This is a genomic window from Streptomyces sp. NPDC031426 (genome assembly GCF_055581585.1).
The window spans coordinates 53241-72393 of the sequence record NZ_JBVIJE010000021.1; the positions used below are offsets into that span (position 1 = coordinate 53241).

The window sequence follows — 19153 nt, forward strand, 5'->3', positions numbered from 1 at the left end:
CCTGCGCTCAGTCCGTCGTCGGCACCGGTCCGTCGACCGAGGTCAACCGCGCCGCAGACAGCCGGAGTTGATCGCACACCGCGCCCAGCACCGGATCCCCCTCGGCCCCCGTCCGCACCGCCGCGAACACGTTCCGGGACGGCGGTCGGCCCGCCACCGGTCGTACGGCGAGGCGGCGGTGGGCGTACAGCGGGCGGACCAGGCGCGGGACCAGGGCCACCCCGGCGCCCGTCTCCACCGGGGCGGTCAGGGCGCTCCAGTCGTTCACCGCGTGGCGGATGTCCGGGGCGAAGCCCGCCGCCGCGCACGCCGCGCGGGCCACCGCGCCGCAGCAGCTCTCGGCCGCGCCCACGATCCATGGTCCGGCGGCCAGTTCGCGCAGCGGGACGCGGGTGACGCCGACCCGTACTGCGCGGAGGGCGCCCAGCGCCGCCACGCCGAGCCCCTCGGCCTCCGCGCCGACATCATCCCCGGCGCCGCCCCCCTCGACCTCGACGCCGGGTACGGCCCCTGGCCGGCGGCGCTGGAGTGGTGCCTGAACGGCACGACTCCCCTCGTGGCGCGCCCGGAACCGGGGATGTGACACAGCAGGCCGCCGGTGATCGGTGAGGTCGCGCCGCCGGTCCAGCCGGCGAGCAGGCCGCCCGAGGCTGGGGCCGGCCTGTCCGACGATCCGCTCGGCCGCCGTGACCCGGCACGACGCCGCTCACGGCACGTCGGAACCGGCATGTGAGCCCCGTTCAGGCGTGCTCGGCGGCGGCCTCTTCGGCCGGACCCGGTGCCCGGTCCCGCAGTTCCGGTGTCGTCGTGGCGACCGCGCCCACCGCGAGCAGACACAGCAGGCCGCCGGTGATGAGTGAGGTCGCGCCGTCGGTCCAGCCGGCGACCAGGCCGCCGCGCACGTTGCCGAGGCTGGGGCCGGCCTGTCCGACGATCTGCTCGGCCGCCGTGACCCGGCCGAGCAGCGCGTCCGGGGTGCGGGTCTGCACGATCGTGGACCGGGAGACGACCGAGATGGCGTCCCCGGCGCCCGCGACGGCGAGCAGGGCGAGACCGAGCCACGGGTTGGTCGTCAGCCCGAAGAGCACCAGCGAGGCACCCCAGACGGCGGCCGCGCCCAGCATGACCGGACCCGGCCGGCCGAGCCGGGTCACCGCCCCCGACAGGGCGGTGGCCATGACACCGCCCACCGCCAGGGCCGACAGGAACAGGCCGAGCGTGCGCGGGTCGTCGCCGAACCGCTCGGCGTTGACCAGCGGGAACAGACTCACCGGGAAGGACAGCACGGTCGCGGCGAGGTCGGTGATCAGCGCGCCCCGCACCACCGGGTGCCCGGCCAGGAACCGCAGCCCGTCCAGCACCCCGTGCAGGCCCGCCCGCGACGGCTCGCCCTGCGGCGGCAGCGCGGGCAGTCCGAAGGCGCCGTAGAAGGCGACGCCGAAGCTGAGGGCGTCCAGCAGATAGCAGGTGCCCATGCCCAGCCAGCCCAGCAGCACACCGGCCAGGGCCGGGCCGAGCAGCATCATCGACTGGCCGGTGACCTGGTTCAGGGCCAGACCGGCGGCCACCTGGTCCTTCGGCAGCAGCCGCGGTACGAAGACCCCGGCCGCCGGGGCGCCCAGCGCACCGAACGCCGACTGCGCGGCGACCAGCGCGAGAACCGCCGCCACCGGGACATGCCCGGTGAAGCCCTGCACGGCCAGCAGCGCGGAACAGGCCGCCTGGCCCACGGTCGCCGTCAGGAAGATCCGCCGCCGGTCCGCCCGGTCCACCCAGGCGCCCGCGAACAGCCCGAACACCACCAGCGGCACCGCCTGCGCGAGCCCCACCGCACCGGTCCACGCCGTGCTGCGGGTCATGTCCCACACCTGGTACATGACCGTCACCATGGTCATGAACCCACCGAGCGTGGACACGGTCCGCCCGACCAGCAGCCGCCGGAAGAGGGACGAGGCGCGCAGGGGCCGTATGTCGATGAGCGGCTGGATCACCGGGGGAGGCTAACCGGGCACCTGAACTCCGGCCACCGAATTAACCGGGGCGGGGCAGCGCCCCGTCAGGGGCGCGGGGAACTGCGCGACCAGCCACCACGCGCCCGCACCCGGCAACGGCCGACACCCCCCGAGCCCGTAGCCGCAGTGAACCTACGCCGCCTCACCCAGCAGGCGCAGCAAATGCTCCCGCCCCGCCCCCAACAACCCCGCAAGCGGCGCGGCCGACCCGTACCACCGCTTCTCGTACTCCCAGCACAACCACCCGTCCCACCCGTGCCGGCACAGCACATCCACGCACTCGGTGAGCGGAAGCACCCCCGAGCCCAGCGGCAGCGGCCCTGTGTCGTCGGCCGACGCGATGTCCTTGACCTGCACATACCCCAGATGCGGAGCGAGCGCCGCATAGGTGTCGGCGGGCTGCTCGCCGCCCAGCCAGGTGTGCATGACGTCCCACAGCGCGCCCACCTGCCGGTGCCCGACCGGGCCCAGCACCCGGATCACGTCGGCGCCGGTGCGATGCGAGTCGTGCGTCTCCAGCAGGATCCGCACCCCGAGCGCGGTGGCGTCCTCCGCGGCGGTGCCGAGCCGCCGAGCGGCCAGCGCGTCGGACTCCTCGCGGGGGCGGTCGGGGTCGGCGCCGGGGAAGACCCGGACGAAGGGCGCGCCCAGGTCGTGGGCGAGATGGAGGAGATCCCGGATCTCCGCCAGTACGGGTGCGTCGTCACCGGGCGCGGCCACGCGCGCGTACCCGGCTAGGCCCAGCACTTCGACCCCGGCCTCCTTGAACCGGGCCGCAGTGGCGGCGCGTTCGGCGGGGGAGAGGCCGGGATGGACCGGCTCCTCCGGATGGGCGCGCAGTTCGACGCCGTGGTAGCCGTGCGCGGTCGCGAGCGACAGGACCTCAGGGACGGGCAGGCCGGGGACACCGAGAGTGGAGAACGCCAGCTTCATGGCCCGGACCCTACTCGTCATCCGTCCGATTCGTGACTTGTCAGCCGTCCGATTCGTGCAGATCCAGTCGCCAGTCCTGGCCCACGAGATCCTTGCCGAAGGAGCGGTGCGGTTTCTCCGCGACGAGGACGAAGCCGTGTCGCTGGTAGATCCGGCGGGCGCCGCTGAGCACGTCGTTGGTCCACAGCACCAGGTCGCGGTAGCCGACCCCGCGCGCGAAGTCGACCACGGCCCGCACCAGCCGGTCGCCGATGCCGTGCCCGCGTGCCTCCGGCTCGACGAGCAGCAGCCGCAGCCGCGCGGTACCGGGTGCGTCGTCCCGTACGCACATCACGCAGCCCACCGGGCGCCCGCCCAGCTCGGCGATCCACACCCGCTCCAGATGCGGGTCGTGGTCCTCCGCGAAGTCGGCGACGATCCGGGCCACCAGGCCCTCGTAGTCGGCGTTCCAGCCGTACTCGGCCGCGTACAGGGCCGCGTTGCGCTGCACGATCCAGCCGAGGTCGCCCGGACGTGGCTCGCGCAGCACGGCCTCGCCGTTCCGGGCCCCGCCCTCGCCGAGGACTTCCTGGACGGTCCGCATGGCCTGCGCCAGCCGTGGCAGGTCGGCCGGGGCCACGGTCGCGAGCATGGCGCCGACCGTCTCCCGGGCCCGCTCGTCGAGCAGGGCGGCGGCCTCCCGTCCCTGCGCGGTGAGCCGCACCCGCCGCCGGCGCGGATCGCTCTGCGAGGGGCCGCGCTCGATCAGCCCGGCGTCCTCGAACTTGTTGAGGATCCGGCTCAGATACCCGGCGTCCAGGTCGAGCAGCGTGCGCAGATCGACCGCGTCCAGGTGCGGGACCTGGGCGAGTTCGTACAGCACCCGGGATTCGGTGAGGGTGTACGGGGCGTAGAGATGGCGGCCGTAGTCGAGGGCGCCGATGAGGCCCGTGTAGAAGCGGTTGAAGGCGCGGACGTCCTGGACGGTCATGATCGCCCCCCGATGTTTGACTCAGTCAGAGATGCCGTCCTGCAGAGCCTAGGCCTGCCGCCCGCCCGCGTCCACGGCCCGGTTCGGCGGCGCACCAAATGTGCTGGGGCGCAGGGGCGTTGGCTGTCCGGACCCGGGTCCGCTTCCTTTGCCTGTTCTTTAGGCCGGTAGGGAGTCCTGCTTTTGACTACGCCGCGACCTCGTCGTAGCTTTGATGAAGAACGCCACTTATGTCCGTTTTATGGCGGACGTGGCGGTCCGCCGCGAGAGCGCCTATCACGTGGCGGCGGGCGGCGCTCCGAGCGACGCGCAGGCTGGAGCGCAACGGGCGGCCCGTCGAGGCCGTCCGGCAACTCAACCACACCCTCCGGAGAGGGGCTCATCATGCGCGCACACACCACCCGGATGAAGAGAGTGGCCATAGCGGTCTGCTCGGCGCCGATCCTGGCCATCGTGGCCGGAGCCGGAGCGGCCCAGGCTGCCACCTCCTCTGCTCCTGCGTCTGCTCCCGCACATGTCGTCACGTACCACGGAGACGGCTGGGGCTGGGGCTGGGGCGGCTGGGGCTGGGGCGGCGGCTGGGGCTGGGGCTGGGGCTGGGGTGACGGCGGCGGCTGGGGCTGGGGCGGCGGCTGGGGCTGCGACTGAGCGCCCAGCAGTAGCCGACACCAGTAGCCGACACCTGTAGCCGACACCCCTGACAAACCAAGGGTGGATCCGGGTGCCCGACCCCACGGGCACCCGGATCCATATGCACGAGCACGTAACAGAAGTGATGTTTCCAGTGCGGCCGTGACAACGGAGGTAGTACCGGATGAGGATCGTTTGCGTGGGCGGAGGCCCGGCAGGGCTGTACTTCGCCATCTCCGCGAAACTGCGGGACGCCGGTCACGAGATCACCGTGATCGAGCGGGACCCGCCGGAGGCGACGTACGGCTGGGGGGTCGTGTACTGGAACGATCTGCTGGACATCCTGCACAGCAACGACCCCGAGAGCGCACGGGCGGTGAGCGCCGGTTCCGTGCTCTGGCAGGACCAGGAGATCCGCCTGCACGGCAGCCGGCACGACGGCACGGCGTACTTCGGCGGCTACGGCTACAGCATGGGCCGCGCCGCCCTGCTGGACGTGCTGACCCGCCGCGCACGGGCGCTCGGCGTCGACGTCCGCCACGAGAAGCTCGCCGACCCCGCCGACCTGCCCGAGGCCGACCTGATCGTGGCCGCCGACGGCGCGGGCAGCCGGATCCGGCAGAGCCGCGCCGAGCACTTCGGGACCAAGGTGGAGACCGGCCGCAACCCCTATATCTGGCTCGGCACGGACCGGCAGTTCGACAGCTTCGTGTTCTGCTTCGAGGAGACCCCGGCCGGCTGGATCTGGTTCCACGCCTATCCGTCGTTCCACGGCATCAGCACCTGCATCGTGGAGTGCTCACCGCAGACCTGGCAGGGCCTCGGCCTCGACACGCTCGATCCCGAGGACGCCATGCCCCTGCTGGAGAAGATCTTCCACCGGGCGCTCGACGGCCACTCCCTGATCAGCAGGTCACGCGGCGAACCGGCGAAATGGCAGCGGTTCCAGCACATCAGCAACCGCACCTGGGTCGACGGCAACGTCGTCCTGGCCGGCGACGCCGCGCACACCACCCACTTCACGCTCGGCTCCGGCACCCGGCTGGCGATGATCGACGCGATCGTGCTGGCCCACAGCCTGTCGAGCTTCCCGGATCCGCGGACGGCACTGCGCGAGTACGACCAGCACCGCCGCGCCGAACTCCACCCCATCCAGGCGGGTGCGCGCACCAGCATGGCCTGGTTCGAGCAACTGGACGACTACCTGGACCGCGACCCGGTCTCCTTCGCCTACGCCATGTCGGTACGTCAGGGCCACCAGGCCCCGTGGCGCTACCAGGTCCACCTCGCCACCCAGATCCCCGCCGTACGCAGGGCCCGCCGGGCTTACGAGACCGGCAGGCGCTGGTACCGGGACCGCAGGAGGGGCGAGGCACCGATGCCGCTGCTGGGAAGGTCACTTCCCGGCTGACCGGGGCACTCCCGAGGACCCCCGCACCATCAGTTCCCCCCGGACGGTCGCGATCCCTCCGGGGGGTGCCTCCTCCCGCCCCATGGCGATCCGCCCGGCCCTGGCCCCCGCCTCCGCGAGCGGCAACCGCACGGTCGTAAGAGAAGGCATCGCGTCCACGCTGAACGGCAGATCGTCGAACCCGGCGACCGACACGTCGTCCGGAATCCGCAGCCCGGAGTCCCGCAGCGCCGCGCACGCCCCGAGTGCGACGGAGTCGTTCGCGGCGACGACGGCGGTCAAGGAGGGATCCCGGCGCAGCAGCTCCAGCGTGGCCTCGTACCCGGACCGCCGGTCGTAACGCCCGTACACCGTCCAGCGCGGGTCCTCCTCGACGCCCGCCGCGGCCAGCGCCGCCCGGTGGCCCTCCAGCCGGTGCCGGGTCGTCGTACGCTCCTCGGGGCCCGCGATGTAGCCGAGGCGGCGGTGGCCGAGGCCGAGCAGATGCTCGGTGAGCCGGTGCGCTCCGCCCCGGTTGTCGAAGGGCAGCGCCACGGCCTCGGTGTCGGGCGCCGGCGGCCGCCCGCACAGCACCACCCGGGTCCCGGCCTCGGCGAGCTTGCGCAGCTTCGCCGCGACCGCCGCCGCGTGCGGCGCGTCCTCCACGGCCCCGCCGGTCAGCACCACGGCCGCCGCCCGCTGCCGCTGCAGCAGCGTCAGATACGTCAGCTCACGCTCCGGCGAGCCACCCGTGTTGCAGACCACCGCGAGCCGCTCACCGCCCGCCCGGCCACCCCCGACGCCCCCGATCTCCGCCTGGATCGCGCTCGCCATGATCCCGAAGAAGGGGTCGGCGATGTCGTGGACGAGGATGCCGACCAGGTCGGACGTGGCCGCGGCGAGGGCGCTCGCCGGGCCGTTGAGGACGTAGTCCAGCTCGTCCACCGCCCGCAGCACCCGTTCGCGCGTGGAGGCGGCCACCGGGTAGTTGCCGTTCAGCACGCGCGACACCGTCGCGGGTGAGACCTGGGCGCGGGCCGCCACATCCGCCAGGGTCACCGTCATCTCGTCGTCCTCCGGTCGCGCGTCGTGTCGTACGCCCTCGTAGACAGCCGAGTCCTGCTGCTGGTTCCGAGAATCCGTCGAGCAGACCTTAAAGCCATGGCCCTCGATTGTTCGCCCCCTCGAACAACTCGAAGGGGACACGGTCTTGTCCGGACCACCGTCCAGAGGCTAGCTTCTCGGTGTAGAAAGCGCTTGCTACATGGGTTGACAGAGGGGACTCACGTGACACGCAAGACGGTGCGAATCGCCATGAACGGCGTGACCGGGCGCATGGGCTACCGCCAGCACCTCGTACGGTCGATCCTCGCCCTGCGCGAGCAGGGCGGCCTCCGCCTCGGCGACGGCACCGTGCTGTGGCCGGAGCCGATCCTGCTCGGCCGCCGCGAGCACGCCCTGCGGGAGATCGCCGACCGCCACGGCCTCGACCAGGTCTCCACGGACGTGGACGCGGTGCTGGCCGAGCCGTCCGTGGACATCTACTTCGACTCCCAGGTCACCTCGGCCCGTGAGGAGTCGATCAAGAAGGCGATCGCGGCGGGCAAGCACATCTACACCGAGAAGCCGACGGCGACGGGCCTGGCGGGCGCGCTGGAGCTGGCCAGGCTGGCCCACGCCAAGGGCATCAAGCACGGCGTCGTCCAGGACAAGATCTTCCTGCCGGGCCTGCTGAAGCTGAAGCGGCTCATCGACGGCGGCTTCTTCGGCCGGATCCTCTCCGTGCGGGGCGAGTTCGGCTACTGGGTGTTCGAGGGCGACTGGCAGCCCGCCCAGCGCCCCTCCTGGAACTATCGCGCCGAGGACGGCGGAGGCATCGTCGTCGACATGTTCCCGCACTGGGAATACGTCCTGCACGAGCTGTTCGGCCGGGTGAAGTCCGTCCAGGCCCTCGCCACCACCCACATCCCGCAGCGCTGGGACGAACAGGGCAAGCCCTACGACGCGACGGCGGACGACGCGGCGTACGGCGTCTTCGAGCTGGAGGGCGGCGCGATCGCCCAGATCAACTCCTCCTGGGCGGTCCGCGTCAACCGCGACGAGCTGGTGGAATTCCAGGTCGACGGCACCGAGGGCTCCGCGGTGGCGGGGCTCAGGAAGTGCCGGGCGCAGCACAGGTCGGCGACCCCCAAGCCGGTCTGGAACCCGGACCTCCCGGCCACCGAGGCCTTCCGCGACCAGTGGCAGGAGGTACCGGACAACGGCGACTTCGACAACGGCTTCAAGGCCCAGTGGGAGCTGTTCCTCCGGCACGTCCACGCCGACGCGCCGTACCACTGGGACCTGCTGGCCGGCGCCCGTGGCGTCCAGCTGGCCGAGCTGGGGCTCAAGTCCTCGACGGAGGGCCGCCGCATCGCGGTACCGGAGATCGCCCTGTGACCATCCAACTCCCTTCGGTGGACGGTTCGTTGCGTACGTACGAACCCCGCACCGAGCCGCCGGCGAGCACGCCGGGCACCCCTTTCACCTCCCGTACGGTCTTCTCGGCGGCGCACGTCGTGGCCGACCCGTTCGCGGACGTGTCCCCCGACTCGCCCGCCGCCGTCGACTGGGACGCCACCCTCGCCTTCCGCCGCCACCTGTGGTCCCACGGACTCGGCGTCGCCGAGGCGATGGACACCGCCCAGCGGGGCATGGGCCTGGACTGGGCGGGCGCGGCGGAGCTGATCCGCCGGAGCGCGGCCGAGGCGCGGTCGGTGGGCGGCCGTATCGCCTGCGGGGCCGGCACCGACCAGATCGAGTGCGGCTCCCTGGCCGAGATCCGCGCCGCCTACGAGGAACAGCTCGCGGTGGTGGAGGAGTCGGGCGCCCAGGCGATCCTGATGGCGTCGCGGGCGCTTGCCGCGGCCGCCTCCGGCCCCGAGGACTACCTGGAGGTCTACGGCCATCTCCTGCGCCAGTCCGCCGGGCCGGTGATCCTGCACTGGCTGGGCCCGATGTTCGACCCGGCGCTGGGGGGCTACTGGGGCTCGGCCGACCTGGACGCGGCGACGGAGACGTTCCTGGAGGTCATCGCCGCGCACCCGGACAAGGTGGACGGCATCAAGGTGTCGTTGCTGGACGCGCAGCGGGAGATCGACCTCCGCCGCCGGCTGCCGCGCGGGGTCCGCTGCTACACCGGTGACGACTTCAACTACCCCGAGCTGATCGCGGGCGACGACCAGGGATTCAGCCACGCCCTGCTGGGCGTCTTCGACCCGCTGGGGCCGCTGGCGGCGCAGGCGGTACGGGTCCTGGACACCGGGGACACGACCGGTTTCCGTGAACTGCTCGATCCCACGGTCGAGTTGTCCCGTCACCTCTTCCAGGCCCCCACCCGCTTCTACAAGACGGGCGTGGTCTTCCTGGCCTGGCTGGCGGGTCACCAGTGCCACTTCACGATGGTCGGCGGCCTGCAGTCGGCCCGCTCCCTCCCGCACCTGGCCCGCGCCTACGAACTCGCCGACGGCCTCGGCCTGTTCCCGGACCCCAAGCTCGCCGAGGAACAGATGAAGAACCTGCTGTCGCTGTACGGGGTGAACCAGTGACCGATCTCGCGCGCTTCAGCATCAATCAGATGACGGTGAAGCAGCTGTCCCTGCCGGAACTGGTGGACGCCTGCGCCCAGTTGGGTGTCGGCCAGGTCGGCCTGTGGCGCGAACCGGTCCAGGCGTACGGCGTCGCGGAGACGGGGAAACTGATCCGGGACGCGGGCCTGACGGTGACGACCCTGTGCCGGGGCGGCTTCTTCACGGCGATCGACCCGGAGGAGCGGTCCCGTGCCCTCGCCGACAACCGGCGGGCGATCGAGGAGGCGGCCACGCTCGGCACCGACACCCTGGTCCTGGTCTCCGGCGGCCTCCCGCCCGGCAGCAAGGACCTGAGGGCGGCCCGCGAACGCATCGCGGACGCCCTCGCCGACCTCGCGCCCCACGCCGAGGACCACGGCGTCCGCCTGGCCATCGAGCCCCTGCACCCCATGTACGCCGCCGACCGCTGCGTGGTGTCGACGCTGGCCCAGGCCCTGGACCTGGCCGAGCGCTTCCCGGCTCATCAAGTGGGCGTCACGGTGGACACGTACCACATCTGGTGGGACGACCAGGCTCCCGCGCAGATCGCCCGCGCGGGGGAGGGCGGCCGTATCCACACCTTCCAACTCGCGGACTGGATCACCCCGCTGCCCGAGGGCGTCCTCAACGGCCGCGGTCAGCTCGGCGAGGGCGCGATCGACATGCGCGGGTGGCGGGGCCATGTGGAGGCGGCCGGCTACACCGGTCCCATCGAGGTCGAACTCTTCAACGAGGAGCTGTGGGCCCGGGACGGCCGGGAGGTGCTGGCGGAGACGGCGGAGCGGTTCGTGGAACACGTGCACAAAGAATCTTGAAGACGCGTGCAACCCTGCCCGGGCCCTGAGTGTCGTACATGTCATCAGAACCCGGGAGGGGACCCGGGGGGGGGATTCACGGGGTTCTGATACGGAGGGGAAAGCCGAGGGGGCGGCCCCGGTCGACGGACCGGCGCCGCCCCCTCGAAGTCGTACGGGCCTCAGAAGGACACGCCGCACCGCAGCAGCACATTCGCGTACGGCCGTGTGTTGCGGCCGCGCACCTCCTTTGCCGCCGTGGCGTTCACAGCGTCTCGACCTCCTCCGCCGTCGGATACGACTCCTGCGCGCCCCGCTTGGTCACGGCCGCCGCGCCGACCCGGGCCGCGTAGGCCGCCGCCTCCGGCAGATCCGCACCCGTGCTCAGCTTCCACGCCAGAGCCGCCGTGAACGCGTCCCCGGCACCTGTCGTGTCCACCGCGTCGACCTTCACCGACGCCACCCGGGTCACCTCCAGGGAGTCGCACACCAGCGCCCCTCCCGCGCCCAGCGTCACCACCACCGAGCGCGGACCCTTGGCCAGCAGCAGCCGCGCCCAGTCCGCCGGGTCCTCGCTCACACAGGCCTCGCCGAGGATCACCCGGGCCTCGTGCTCGTTCACGATCAGCGGGTCGCAGGCCGCGAGCACCTCCGTGGGCAGCGGCCTGGGCGGGGACGGGTTCAGCACGAAACGGCTGTCCGGGGACAGGTTCCGTACGACCTCCACGACCGTCTCCAGCGGGATCTCCAGCTGCGCCGACACCACCCGCGAGGCCAGGAACAGGCTCACCGCGGCCCGGATGTCCGCCGGGGTGAGGCGGGCGTTGGCGCCCGGCGACACCACGATGCTGTTGTCCCCCGAGGGGTCCACGGTGATCAGTGCCACGCCCGTGGGCGCCCCGCCCACCAGCACGCCGACCGTGTCGACACCGGCCGCGCGCAGGGAGTCCAGCAGCAGCCGGCCGTGGCCGTCGTCGCCGACCCGGGCCAGCACGGCCGTATCCGCGCCGAGCCGGGCGGCGGCGACCGCCTGGTTGGCGCCCTTGCCGCCCGGGTGGACGGCCAGGTCGCCGCCGAGCACCGTCTCGCCGGCGGCGGGCCGCCGCTCGACTTCGATCACGAGGTCGGCGTTGGCCGAACCCACGACCAGCAGGTCGTAGTCGTACATCAGTTGACTCCCCTGATTCCCCTGAGAGATGCCCCCGGGCGGGCGGCCGTCACCCATGGTGACCCATGCCGGATGACCCATGGTGTACGACCGCCCGCCCGCGCCGCCCGCTGTCCACGGCGATCCTGCCAACCGGGGTGGCTGCTGGGCGACCGACGCGTACAGCGTGCCGTTCTCCACCGCCGTCAGCCCGTCCGGTGCCGTCGAAACCGACGACCTGGACGGACCTCCCGGCCTTGGAGCCGAGCGCCTGGGCCACCACCTGGATGCCGGGGTAGGCCGGCGCGATGACGACGCCGATCACGAACTGCTGCCGGAACGCGGAGAGGTTCAGCAGTTGAGGCCGTTGCGGAGCACCGCCAGGTTCAGCGCGCCGGACGCCTTGCCGGTGCCGCCCGCGAGCGAGGTACCGCCGATGACGACCGCCGCGATCGCGTCCAGCTCATAGCCGTCGGCGGCCTGCGGCTGCGCCGAGGACAGCCTGGAGGCCGCGCCGGCCGCCCGCCGAGGGTTCCCCGAGGTGCGAGACCGAGGCCGGGAAGGCGATGGGGGAGCCCTGCGAGATCACCGGGGCGAGGCCACGGCCCACCGACAGCATGGCCAGGGTCGCGATGAACGGCGGCAGCTTGCCGTAGGCGATGAGGAAACCGTTCACCCGACCCGCGACCACGGAAGGTCAGGCGGGGCTGGGACGCCCCAGGTCGGCCTTGGCCCGCCGGGTCCGCTCGTCGGCCAGGACTTCCGTGCGACCGGCCTGGACGGCGTCGAAGGCCTGCGCGGCGATCGACTCCGGAGTGTTCTTGGGCCCGCTCACATGGGCGGCCATGTCCGTGTCGATGTAACCGCAGTGCACGCCGACGACAAGGACACCGGTGTCCCGCAGCTCCTCCCGGACCCCGTTGGTCATGGCCCAGGCGGCGGCCTTGGAGGCGCTGTACGAGCCCATCGCCGGGTTGGTGAACCAGCTGGCGATGGACAGCACGTTCACGATGGCGCCGGGCGCGTTGCCGACCAGCAGCGGCGCGAAGGCGCGGCACATGGCGAGCGTGCCGAAGTAGTTGACCTCCATCTCCGTGCGGGCGGCCGCCAGGTCGGGCGCGGCCAGCAGCGGGCTGTCGGTGAGCACTCCGGCGTTGTTGACGAGCAGGGTCAGGTCGGCACACGTCTCGGCGGCCGCGGCCACCTGCCCGGGATCGGTGACGTCGAGCCGTACCGGAACGACACCGGGCTCCGCGACCTCGCGCGGATCACGGGCCCCACCGTAGACGCGCCGCGCCCCCCGCTCGACGAGCATCCGGGCCATCACCCGCCCGAGCCCGCGGTTGGCGCCGGTCACGAGCGCGGTGGCGCCCTCGATCCGCACGATCCCGGTCACGCGCTCACCTCACGGCCCCCGTACCACGCCCACGCAATGTGTTCATGCGCGCTCGCCGGGCACGTCCCCGATCGCCGCCGTGACGGCAGTCGGCACAGCCGCGACCAGCGCCCGCGCCTGGATCTCGATACTCCTGTCGGGCCGCCCGCTGCCGCAGTGCACACGCCCCAGACCACCGACGGCCTCATCGAAGACGACCAGCGCGGCCCCGTCCGACGACACCGGGCACACCCCGCCGGGCCGCATCCCCGCCCGCGCCAGCCGACCGGCGCCGGCAGGGGACAGATCGCCACGACGTAGCCCGGCGGCCCGCGCCAGGGGGCCGTACCGCAGCCGCGCATGACCGGGTAGCGCGGCCAGCAGCAGCCGGTCCTCCGGGGTGACGAAGGCCAGGGTCTTCACGGTCCGCTCCAGCGGAACGCCCAGCGCGGCGCACACCTCGACGGGCTCCACCACACCAGGATGCTCACACAGCCGGAAGACGGCGCCGAGCGCGGTGAGCACCTCCGGCGGCTCGACGGATACGGGATCGCTCACCCGCCCCAGATTACCGCCCGGACAAGGGAGTTGGCCGGATCCCAGGAGCGGGAACGGCACTGATTGGCAGCCTTGTTCCGCACCCGCCCCGAAAGCAGGCCGCCGACCTGGGGCTCCGCCAAAGCCCGTTGGCACAAATCTTCCGATCCCTCACGATCCTTGTGGTAGCTTCGGCGGCGCCGTGCACTACTGCGCAACTGAGGAGGTGAGTCCGATCAACACTGTGACGCGTCGGGGCTCCCTCTTCCGCATGGCCTAGGGAGCGCCCGCACAAGGCATCCCGAAAGGCCCGAAACGCTGATGCGCTTCATCTCCGAGACGTCGTCGAACGGCGTCACCGAGCAGTTCTTCACCCTCGACGAGATCCCCGGCGTGCTCTGGACGCCGGAGGACGCCTCCGGCCCCCGCCCCCTGATCCTGCTGGGCCACGGCGGCGGGCAGCACAAGGCGGCGCCCAACACCGTGACCCGCGCGCGCCGTTACGCCGCCGAGGGCTTCGCGGTGGTCGCGATCGACGCGCCCAACCACGGCGACCGACCCAAGGACGAGGAGTTCGGCCGCATAGCGGCCCACATGCGGGCCGGCATGGCCGCGGGCGAGGACCCGGGCGCACTGGTCGCCACCATGCACAGCCACCTGGCCCGCCAGGCGGTCGCGGACTGGCAGGCGGTGCTGACCGCCGTCCAGAGCCTCGACCAGGTCGGCGCCGGCCCGGTGGGCTACTGCGGCATGTCGATGGGCTGCGGCCTCGGCATCCCGCTCATCGCGGCAGAGCCCCGGATCCGCGCCGCGGTGCTGGGCCTGCTCGGTGTGCACGGGCTGGCCGAGGACGCCGCGCGGATCACCGTGCCGGTGCAGTTCCTGGTCCAGTGGGACGACCAGATGGTGCCGCGCGACCAGAGCCTGGCGCTGTTCGACGCCTTCGCCGCGCCGGAGAAGACACTGCACGCGAACCCCGGCAAGCACGGAGACGTCCCGTCCTTCGAAGTGGACAGCGCCCTGCAGTTCTTCGCCCGACACCTGAACTGACCGACACCACCGCACCCCCGACGCGCCGGCCGGACCGACTCACCTCGTCCCGGCCGGCGCACCCGGCGCCCACGCGGCGGCCGACCACGGCCTGACGCGACACCACACCTCCACTTTCCGTGGCAGACGACTCCAGGCGGCTCACCCCCCACCCCCCTGTCACACCCCACCGGTACCGTCGGATCATGGCTCAACAGGCGGGGACCCAGACCGGCGAACGGCGGCTCGCGACGCTGGAAGGCGTGCTTGAACGCATCACGTACGCCAATGAGGAGAACGGCTACACGGTCGCCCGGGTCGACACGGGCAGAGGCGGCGGCGACCTCCTCACGGTGGTCGGTGCGCTGCTCGGTGCCCAGGTCGGGGAATCCCTGCGGATGGAGGGCCGCTGGGGCTCGCACCCCCAGTACGGCAAGCAGTTCCATGTGGAGAACTACACGACCGTCCTGCCCGCCACCGTCCAGGGCATCCGGCGTTATCTCGGGTCCGGCCTCGTCAAAGGGATCGGACCGGTCTTCGCCGACCGGATCACCCAGCACTTCGGGCTGGACACGCTCCGGATCATCGAGGAGGAGCCCAAGCGGCTCATCGAGGTCCCCGGCCTCGGCCCCAAGCGCACCAAGAAGATCGCCGACGCCTGGGAGGAGCAGAAGGCGATCAAGGAGGTCATGCTCTTCCTGCAGACGGTCGAGGTCTCCACCTCCATCGCCGTACGGATCTTCAAGAAGTACGGCGACTCGTCGATCCGAATCGTCAGGGAACACCCCTACCGCCTGGCCGCCGACGTCTGGGGCATCGGCTTCCTCACCGCCGACAAGATCGCCCAGTCCGTCGGTATCCCGCACGACAGCCCGGAGAGGGTGAAGGCCGGGCTGCAGTACGCCCTGTCCCAGTCCGCCGACCAGGGCCACTGCTTCCTTCCCGAGGAGCGGCTGATCTCCGACGCGGTGAAGCTGCTCGCCGTGGACACCGGGCTTGTCATCGAGTGCCTCGCCGAGCTGGCCGAACCCCCTCAGGACGGCGGCGACCCCGGTGTCGTACGGGAGAAGGTGCCCGGCCCCGGCGGCGACGACTCCGAACCCGTCACCGCCGTCTATCTCGTCCCCTTCCATCGCGCCGAACTCTCCCTCTCCTCCCAGCTCCTGCGCCTCCTGCGCACGGACCAGGACCGCATGCCCGGCTTCCAAGGGGTCGACTGGGGCAATGCCCTCGGCTGGCTGAAAGGCCGTACCGGCGCCGATCTCGCCCCGGAGCAGGAAGCCGCCGTCAAGCTCGCGCTCACCGAGAAGGTCGCGGTGCTCACCGGCGGGCCCGGCTGCGGCAAGTCCTTCACCGTCCGCTCGATCGTGGAGCTGGCCCGCGCCAGGCGCGCCAAGGTGCTGCTCGCCGCCCCCACCGGACGTGCCGCCAAGCGCCTGTCCGAGCTGACCGGGGCCGAGGCCTCCACCGTCCACCGGCTGCTGGAGCTCAAGCCCGGCGGGGATGCCGCCTATGACCGGGACCGGCCGCTCGATGCCGATCTCGTCGTCGTCGACGAGGCGTCCATGCTCGACCTCCTGCTCGCCAACAAGCTGGTCAAGGCCGTACCGCCCGGCGCCCATCTGCTCTTCGTCGGCGACGTCGACCAGCTGCCCAGCGTCGGCGCCGGGGAGGTGCTGCGCGACCTGCTCGCCGAGAGCGGCCCCATCCCGGCCGTCCGGCTCACCCGGGTCTTCCGGCAGGCCCAGCAGTCCGGGGTCGTCACCAACGCGCACCGGATCAACGCGGGGCAGCATCCGCTCACCGACGGGATGAAGGACTTCTTCCTCTTCGTGGAGGACGACACGGAGGAGGCCGGCCGGCTCACCGTGGACGTGGCAGCTCGTCGGATTCCGGCCAAGTTCGGGCTCGATCCGCGCCGGGATGTGCAGGTGCTCGCGCCGATGCACCGGGGGCCGGCCGGTGCGGGGGTGCTGAACGGCCTGCTTCAGCAGGCCATCACCCCCGGCCGGCCCGACCTGCCCGAGAAGCGGTTCGGCGGCCGGGTCTTCCGGGTCGGCGACAAGGTCACCCAGATTCGCAACAATTACGAGAAAGGGAAGAACGGTGTCTTCAACGGCACCGTGGGTGTCGTCACCTCGCTCGATCCGGTCGACCAGCGGCTCACGGTGCTGACGGACGAGGACGAGGAGGTTCCGTACGAATTCGATGAACTGGACGAACTGGCGCACGCGTACGCGGTCACCATCCACCGTTCGCAGGGAAGTGAATATCCCGCTGTGGTGATTCCCGTCACGACCGGGGCATGGATGATGCTGCAGCGGAACCTGCTGTACACGGCGGTGACACGGGCCAAGCGACTGGTCGTTCTCGTCGGTTCACGCAAGGCGATCGGACAGGCGGTGCGCACGGTGTCCGCGGGCCGGCGGTGCACGGCACTGGATTTCCGGCTGCACGGCTCCTGACCTGCCGCCGAGCAGGCGCAGCGACCTGCATCACAAAAAATGATCGATCAAATGAGTCGTGAAGGTCACAGAGCACTTCCAGATGCCGTTCGGAGGGGGCAGGATGAGCAGGTTGGCGGCACTGAGTGCCGCCAATAGGCCCAATGGTCGACCCCGAGTGCACTCTCCTGAGCCAAATGGGGGATGGTAGAGACAGTCAGGGCACCTCGAAGATGAGGCACTACGTCGGTGAGGGAAGACGTGAGCGACAACTCTGTAGTACTGCGGTACGGCGACGGCGAGTACACCTACCCGGTGGTCGACAGCACCGTCGGCGACAAGGGCTTCGACATCGGGAAGCTCCGCGCCCAGACCGGTCTGGTGACTCTGGACAGCGGCTACGGCAACACGGCCGCCTATAAATCCGCGGTCACCTACCTCGACGGCGAGGCGGGCATCCTCCGCTACCGCGGCTACCCCATCGAGCAGCTGGCCGAGCGCTCCACCTTCCTCGAGGTGGCGTACCTGCTGATCAACGGCGAGCTGCCCACCGTCGACGAGCTCTCGACGTTCAAGAACGACATCACGCGGCACACCCTGCTGCACGAGGACGTCAAGAACTTCTACAAGGGCTTCCCGCGCGACGCCCACCCGATGGCGATGCTGTCCTCGGTCGTCTCGGCGCTGTCCACCTTCTACCAGGACAGCCACAACCCGTTCGACGAGAAGCAGCGCGACCTCTCCACGATCCGGCTGCTCGCGAAGCTTCCGACGATCGCGGCGTACGCCTACAAGAAGTCGATCGGCCACCCGTTCGTCTACCCGCGCAACGACCTCGGCTACGTCGAGAACTTCCTGCGCATGACCTTCTCGGTCCCGGCGCAGGAGTTCGAGCTGGACCCGGTCGTCGTCGCCGCGCTGGACAAGCTGCTGATCCTGCACGCCGACCACGAGCAGAACTGCTCGACCTCGACGGTCCGCCTGGTCGGTTCCTCGCAGGCCAACATGTTCGCGTCGATCTCGGCGGGCATCAGCGCGCTGTGGGGCCCGCTGCACGGCGGTGCCAACCAGTCCGTGCTGGAGATGCTGGAGGGCATCCGCGACTCCGGCTCCGACGTCGACACCTTCATCCGCAAGGTGAAGAACAAGGAGGACGGCGTCCGTCTGATGGGCTTCGGCCACCGGGTCTACAAGAACTTCGACCCGCGCGCCAAGATCATCAAGGCCGCCGCGCACGATGTGCTCTCGGCGCTGGGCAAGGAGGACGAGCTCCTCGACATCGCCCTGAAGCTGGAGGAGCACGCGCTGTCCGACGACTACTTCGTCGAGCGCAAGCTGTACCCGAACGTGGACTTCTACACCGGTCTGATCTACCGGGCCATGGGCTTCCCGACCGAGATGTTCACGGTCCTCTTCGCCCTCGGCCGCCTGCCGGGCTGGATCGCGCAGTGGACCGAGATGATCAAGGAGCCGGGCTCCCGCATCGGCCGCCCGCGCCAGATCTACACGGGCGTGGAGCTGCGCGACTTCGTGCCGGTCGAGGAGCGCTGACACCTGCCGACGGGGGCGCCATCCCGGTGGTGCCCCTTGCTGCCGGCTTTCCGCCGACGGCGCTACCGGCCGGGTCCCCGGGTGGCGTGTTCGGTATGGCCGGGGTCCGGTTCGGTCGGGGGGCCGGTTCGGCCGGCGGGTCCGGTCCAGCCGGCGGGTCCGATTCGGCTGACGGCTCCGGGGCCGCTGGGGATCCGGTTCGCTGATGGGTCTGGTTCAGGTCGGTGGGTTCGGTTCGGCTGGTGGCTCCGGGGCGGCCAGGATCCGGGCAGCCGGGACATCGGGCAGCCGGGGTCCGGTTCGGCTGGCGGTCCGGTTCGCCCGACGGCTCCGAGGCAGACGGCATCCGGGCAGTCGGCGTCCGGGCGTCGGCGTCCAGGTAGTCGCCCCACGGGGATGCCGTCCAGCTCGGCAGCAGGGCCACGCGCGCGGTCGAGCTCGACGTCGTGTCGGTCGAGGGGCGGCGCCGATTTCGTTTCCTCCGGGCGCCCGGGGCGCGGTGCGCTTCCCTGGCGCTTGACGGACTCGTCGCCGAGGAAGTCGTAGAGACAAACGAAAAGTCGTACAGACGAGCGAAAAGCAGAAGGCGCCCTGAGACGCCGGTCCCCCCACGGGCCGACGACCAGGGCGCCTTCCCATGTCCCGGTGCGGATTCCCCCCACGGGATCCGGCCGGGCGCTCGGAGAGGACAGCGCCTGAATCGCTGTCTTCGAGCAGAATGAGCAAAACTCGT

Annotated in this window: 16 protein-coding genes and 1 pseudogene; 8 read left to right on the forward strand and 9 right to left on the reverse strand. The window is 71.4% G+C overall.

Going from position 1 to position 19153, the window contains the following annotated elements:
* Positions 1-7: 7 nt before the first annotated feature.
* The 4 genes from ACZ5NH_RS32815 to ACZ5NH_RS32830 form a co-directional block, all read right to left on the reverse strand.
* Positions 8-436, reverse strand: coding sequence for a LysR substrate-binding domain-containing protein (locus ACZ5NH_RS32815; RefSeq protein ID WP_468780433.1), 429 nt, complete (start codon positions 434-436; stop codon positions 8-10).
* A 304-nt stretch (positions 437-740) separates the two neighbouring features.
* Complete coding sequence (locus tag ACZ5NH_RS32820; protein WP_468780435.1) at positions 741-1991, reverse strand: MFS transporter; 1251 nt, start codon at positions 1989-1991, stop codon at positions 741-743.
* 153 nt (positions 1992-2144) lie between these two features.
* Positions 2145-2945, reverse strand: coding sequence for a sugar phosphate isomerase/epimerase family protein (locus tag ACZ5NH_RS32825; protein WP_388627638.1), 801 nt, complete (start codon positions 2943-2945; stop codon positions 2145-2147).
* A gap of 40 nt (positions 2946-2985) precedes the next feature.
* The gene (locus tag ACZ5NH_RS32830) at positions 2986-3915 is read right to left on the reverse strand and encodes a bifunctional helix-turn-helix transcriptional regulator/GNAT family N-acetyltransferase (protein ID WP_468780437.1); all 930 of its coding nucleotides are present in this window, start codon (positions 3913-3915) and stop codon (positions 2986-2988) included.
* A gap of 384 nt (positions 3916-4299) precedes the next feature.
* Between ACZ5NH_RS32830 and ACZ5NH_RS32835 the strand changes: the two genes are divergently transcribed.
* Complete coding sequence (locus ACZ5NH_RS32835) at positions 4300-4563, forward strand: hypothetical protein (RefSeq protein WP_468780439.1); 264 nt, start codon at positions 4300-4302, stop codon at positions 4561-4563.
* A 181-nt stretch (positions 4564-4744) separates the two neighbouring features.
* Positions 4745-5956 (forward strand): FAD-dependent monooxygenase, encoded by a 1212-nt coding sequence (locus ACZ5NH_RS32840; RefSeq protein ID WP_468780441.1) that lies wholly within the window; start codon positions 4745-4747, stop codon positions 5954-5956.
* Here the strand turns inward: ACZ5NH_RS32840 and ACZ5NH_RS32845 are convergent.
* The gene (locus tag ACZ5NH_RS32845) at positions 5942-7000 is read right to left on the reverse strand and encodes a LacI family DNA-binding transcriptional regulator (RefSeq protein ID WP_468780443.1); all 1059 of its coding nucleotides are present in this window, start codon (positions 6998-7000) and stop codon (positions 5942-5944) included. The two genes, ACZ5NH_RS32840 and ACZ5NH_RS32845, sit on opposite strands and share 15 nt — an antisense overlap.
* Positions 7001-7222: 222 nt before the next feature.
* Here ACZ5NH_RS32845 and ACZ5NH_RS32850 point away from each other — a divergent pair, with 222 nt between their 5' ends.
* The 3 genes from ACZ5NH_RS32850 to ACZ5NH_RS32860 are packed head-to-tail and all read left to right on the forward strand — an operon-like array spanning position 7223 to position 10358.
* Positions 7223-8374: a Gfo/Idh/MocA family protein gene (locus tag ACZ5NH_RS32850; RefSeq protein ID WP_468780445.1), complete on the forward strand. Its 1152-nt coding sequence runs from the start codon at positions 7223-7225 to the stop codon at positions 8372-8374.
* Positions 8371-9522, forward strand: coding sequence for a dihydrodipicolinate synthase family protein (locus ACZ5NH_RS32855; protein WP_468780447.1), 1152 nt, complete (start codon positions 8371-8373; stop codon positions 9520-9522). The genes ACZ5NH_RS32850 and ACZ5NH_RS32855 overlap by 4 nt, the downstream gene beginning before the upstream one ends.
* Positions 9519-10358 (forward strand): sugar phosphate isomerase/epimerase family protein, encoded by an 840-nt coding sequence (locus ACZ5NH_RS32860; protein WP_468780449.1) that lies wholly within the window; start codon positions 9519-9521, stop codon positions 10356-10358. The genes ACZ5NH_RS32855 and ACZ5NH_RS32860 overlap by 4 nt, the downstream gene beginning before the upstream one ends.
* 244 nt (positions 10359-10602) lie before the next feature.
* On the opposite strand, the gene ACZ5NH_RS32865 is transcribed toward ACZ5NH_RS32860, so the two are convergent.
* The 4 genes and pseudogenes from ACZ5NH_RS32865 to ACZ5NH_RS32880 all read right to left on the reverse strand — a co-directional run bounded on the left by ACZ5NH_RS32865 (position 10603) and on the right by ACZ5NH_RS32880 (position 13417).
* On the reverse strand, positions 10603-11505 hold the full coding sequence (locus tag ACZ5NH_RS32865) for a ribokinase (protein WP_468780451.1): 903 nt from the start codon (positions 11503-11505) through the stop codon (positions 10603-10605).
* A 70-nt stretch (positions 11506-11575) separates the two neighbouring features.
* Positions 11576-12175: pseudogene (locus tag ACZ5NH_RS32870) on the reverse strand (ABC transporter permease); the annotation flags it as partial.
* A gap of 6 nt (positions 12176-12181) precedes the next feature.
* The gene (locus ACZ5NH_RS32875) at positions 12182-12880 is read right to left on the reverse strand and encodes an SDR family oxidoreductase (protein WP_468780453.1); all 699 of its coding nucleotides are present in this window, start codon (positions 12878-12880) and stop codon (positions 12182-12184) included.
* Positions 12881-12922: 42 nt separating this feature from the next.
* Positions 12923-13417, reverse strand: coding sequence for a YbaK/EbsC family protein (locus ACZ5NH_RS32880; RefSeq protein WP_468780455.1), 495 nt, complete (start codon positions 13415-13417; stop codon positions 12923-12925).
* 300 nt (positions 13418-13717) lie between these two features.
* On the opposite strand from ACZ5NH_RS32880, the gene ACZ5NH_RS32885 reads away from it, so the two are divergent.
* The 3 genes from ACZ5NH_RS32885 to ACZ5NH_RS32895 all read left to right on the forward strand — a co-directional run bounded on the left by ACZ5NH_RS32885 (position 13718) and on the right by ACZ5NH_RS32895 (position 18420).
* Positions 13718-14446 carry a dienelactone hydrolase family protein gene (locus tag ACZ5NH_RS32885; RefSeq protein ID WP_468780457.1) on the forward strand — a complete coding sequence of 243 codons (729 nt, stop codon included), beginning with the start codon at positions 13718-13720 and terminating at the stop codon, positions 14444-14446.
* Positions 14447-14631: 185 nt separating this feature from the next.
* Complete coding sequence (recD2, locus tag ACZ5NH_RS32890) at positions 14632-16890, forward strand: SF1B family DNA helicase RecD2 (RefSeq protein ID WP_468780459.1); 2259 nt, start codon at positions 14632-14634, stop codon at positions 16888-16890.
* A 240-nt stretch (positions 16891-17130) separates the two neighbouring features.
* A complete protein-coding gene (locus ACZ5NH_RS32895) occupies positions 17131-18420 on the forward strand; it encodes a citrate synthase (RefSeq protein ID WP_208900767.1) in 1290 nt (429 codons plus the stop codon).
* Positions 18421-19153 lie beyond the last annotated feature (733 nt).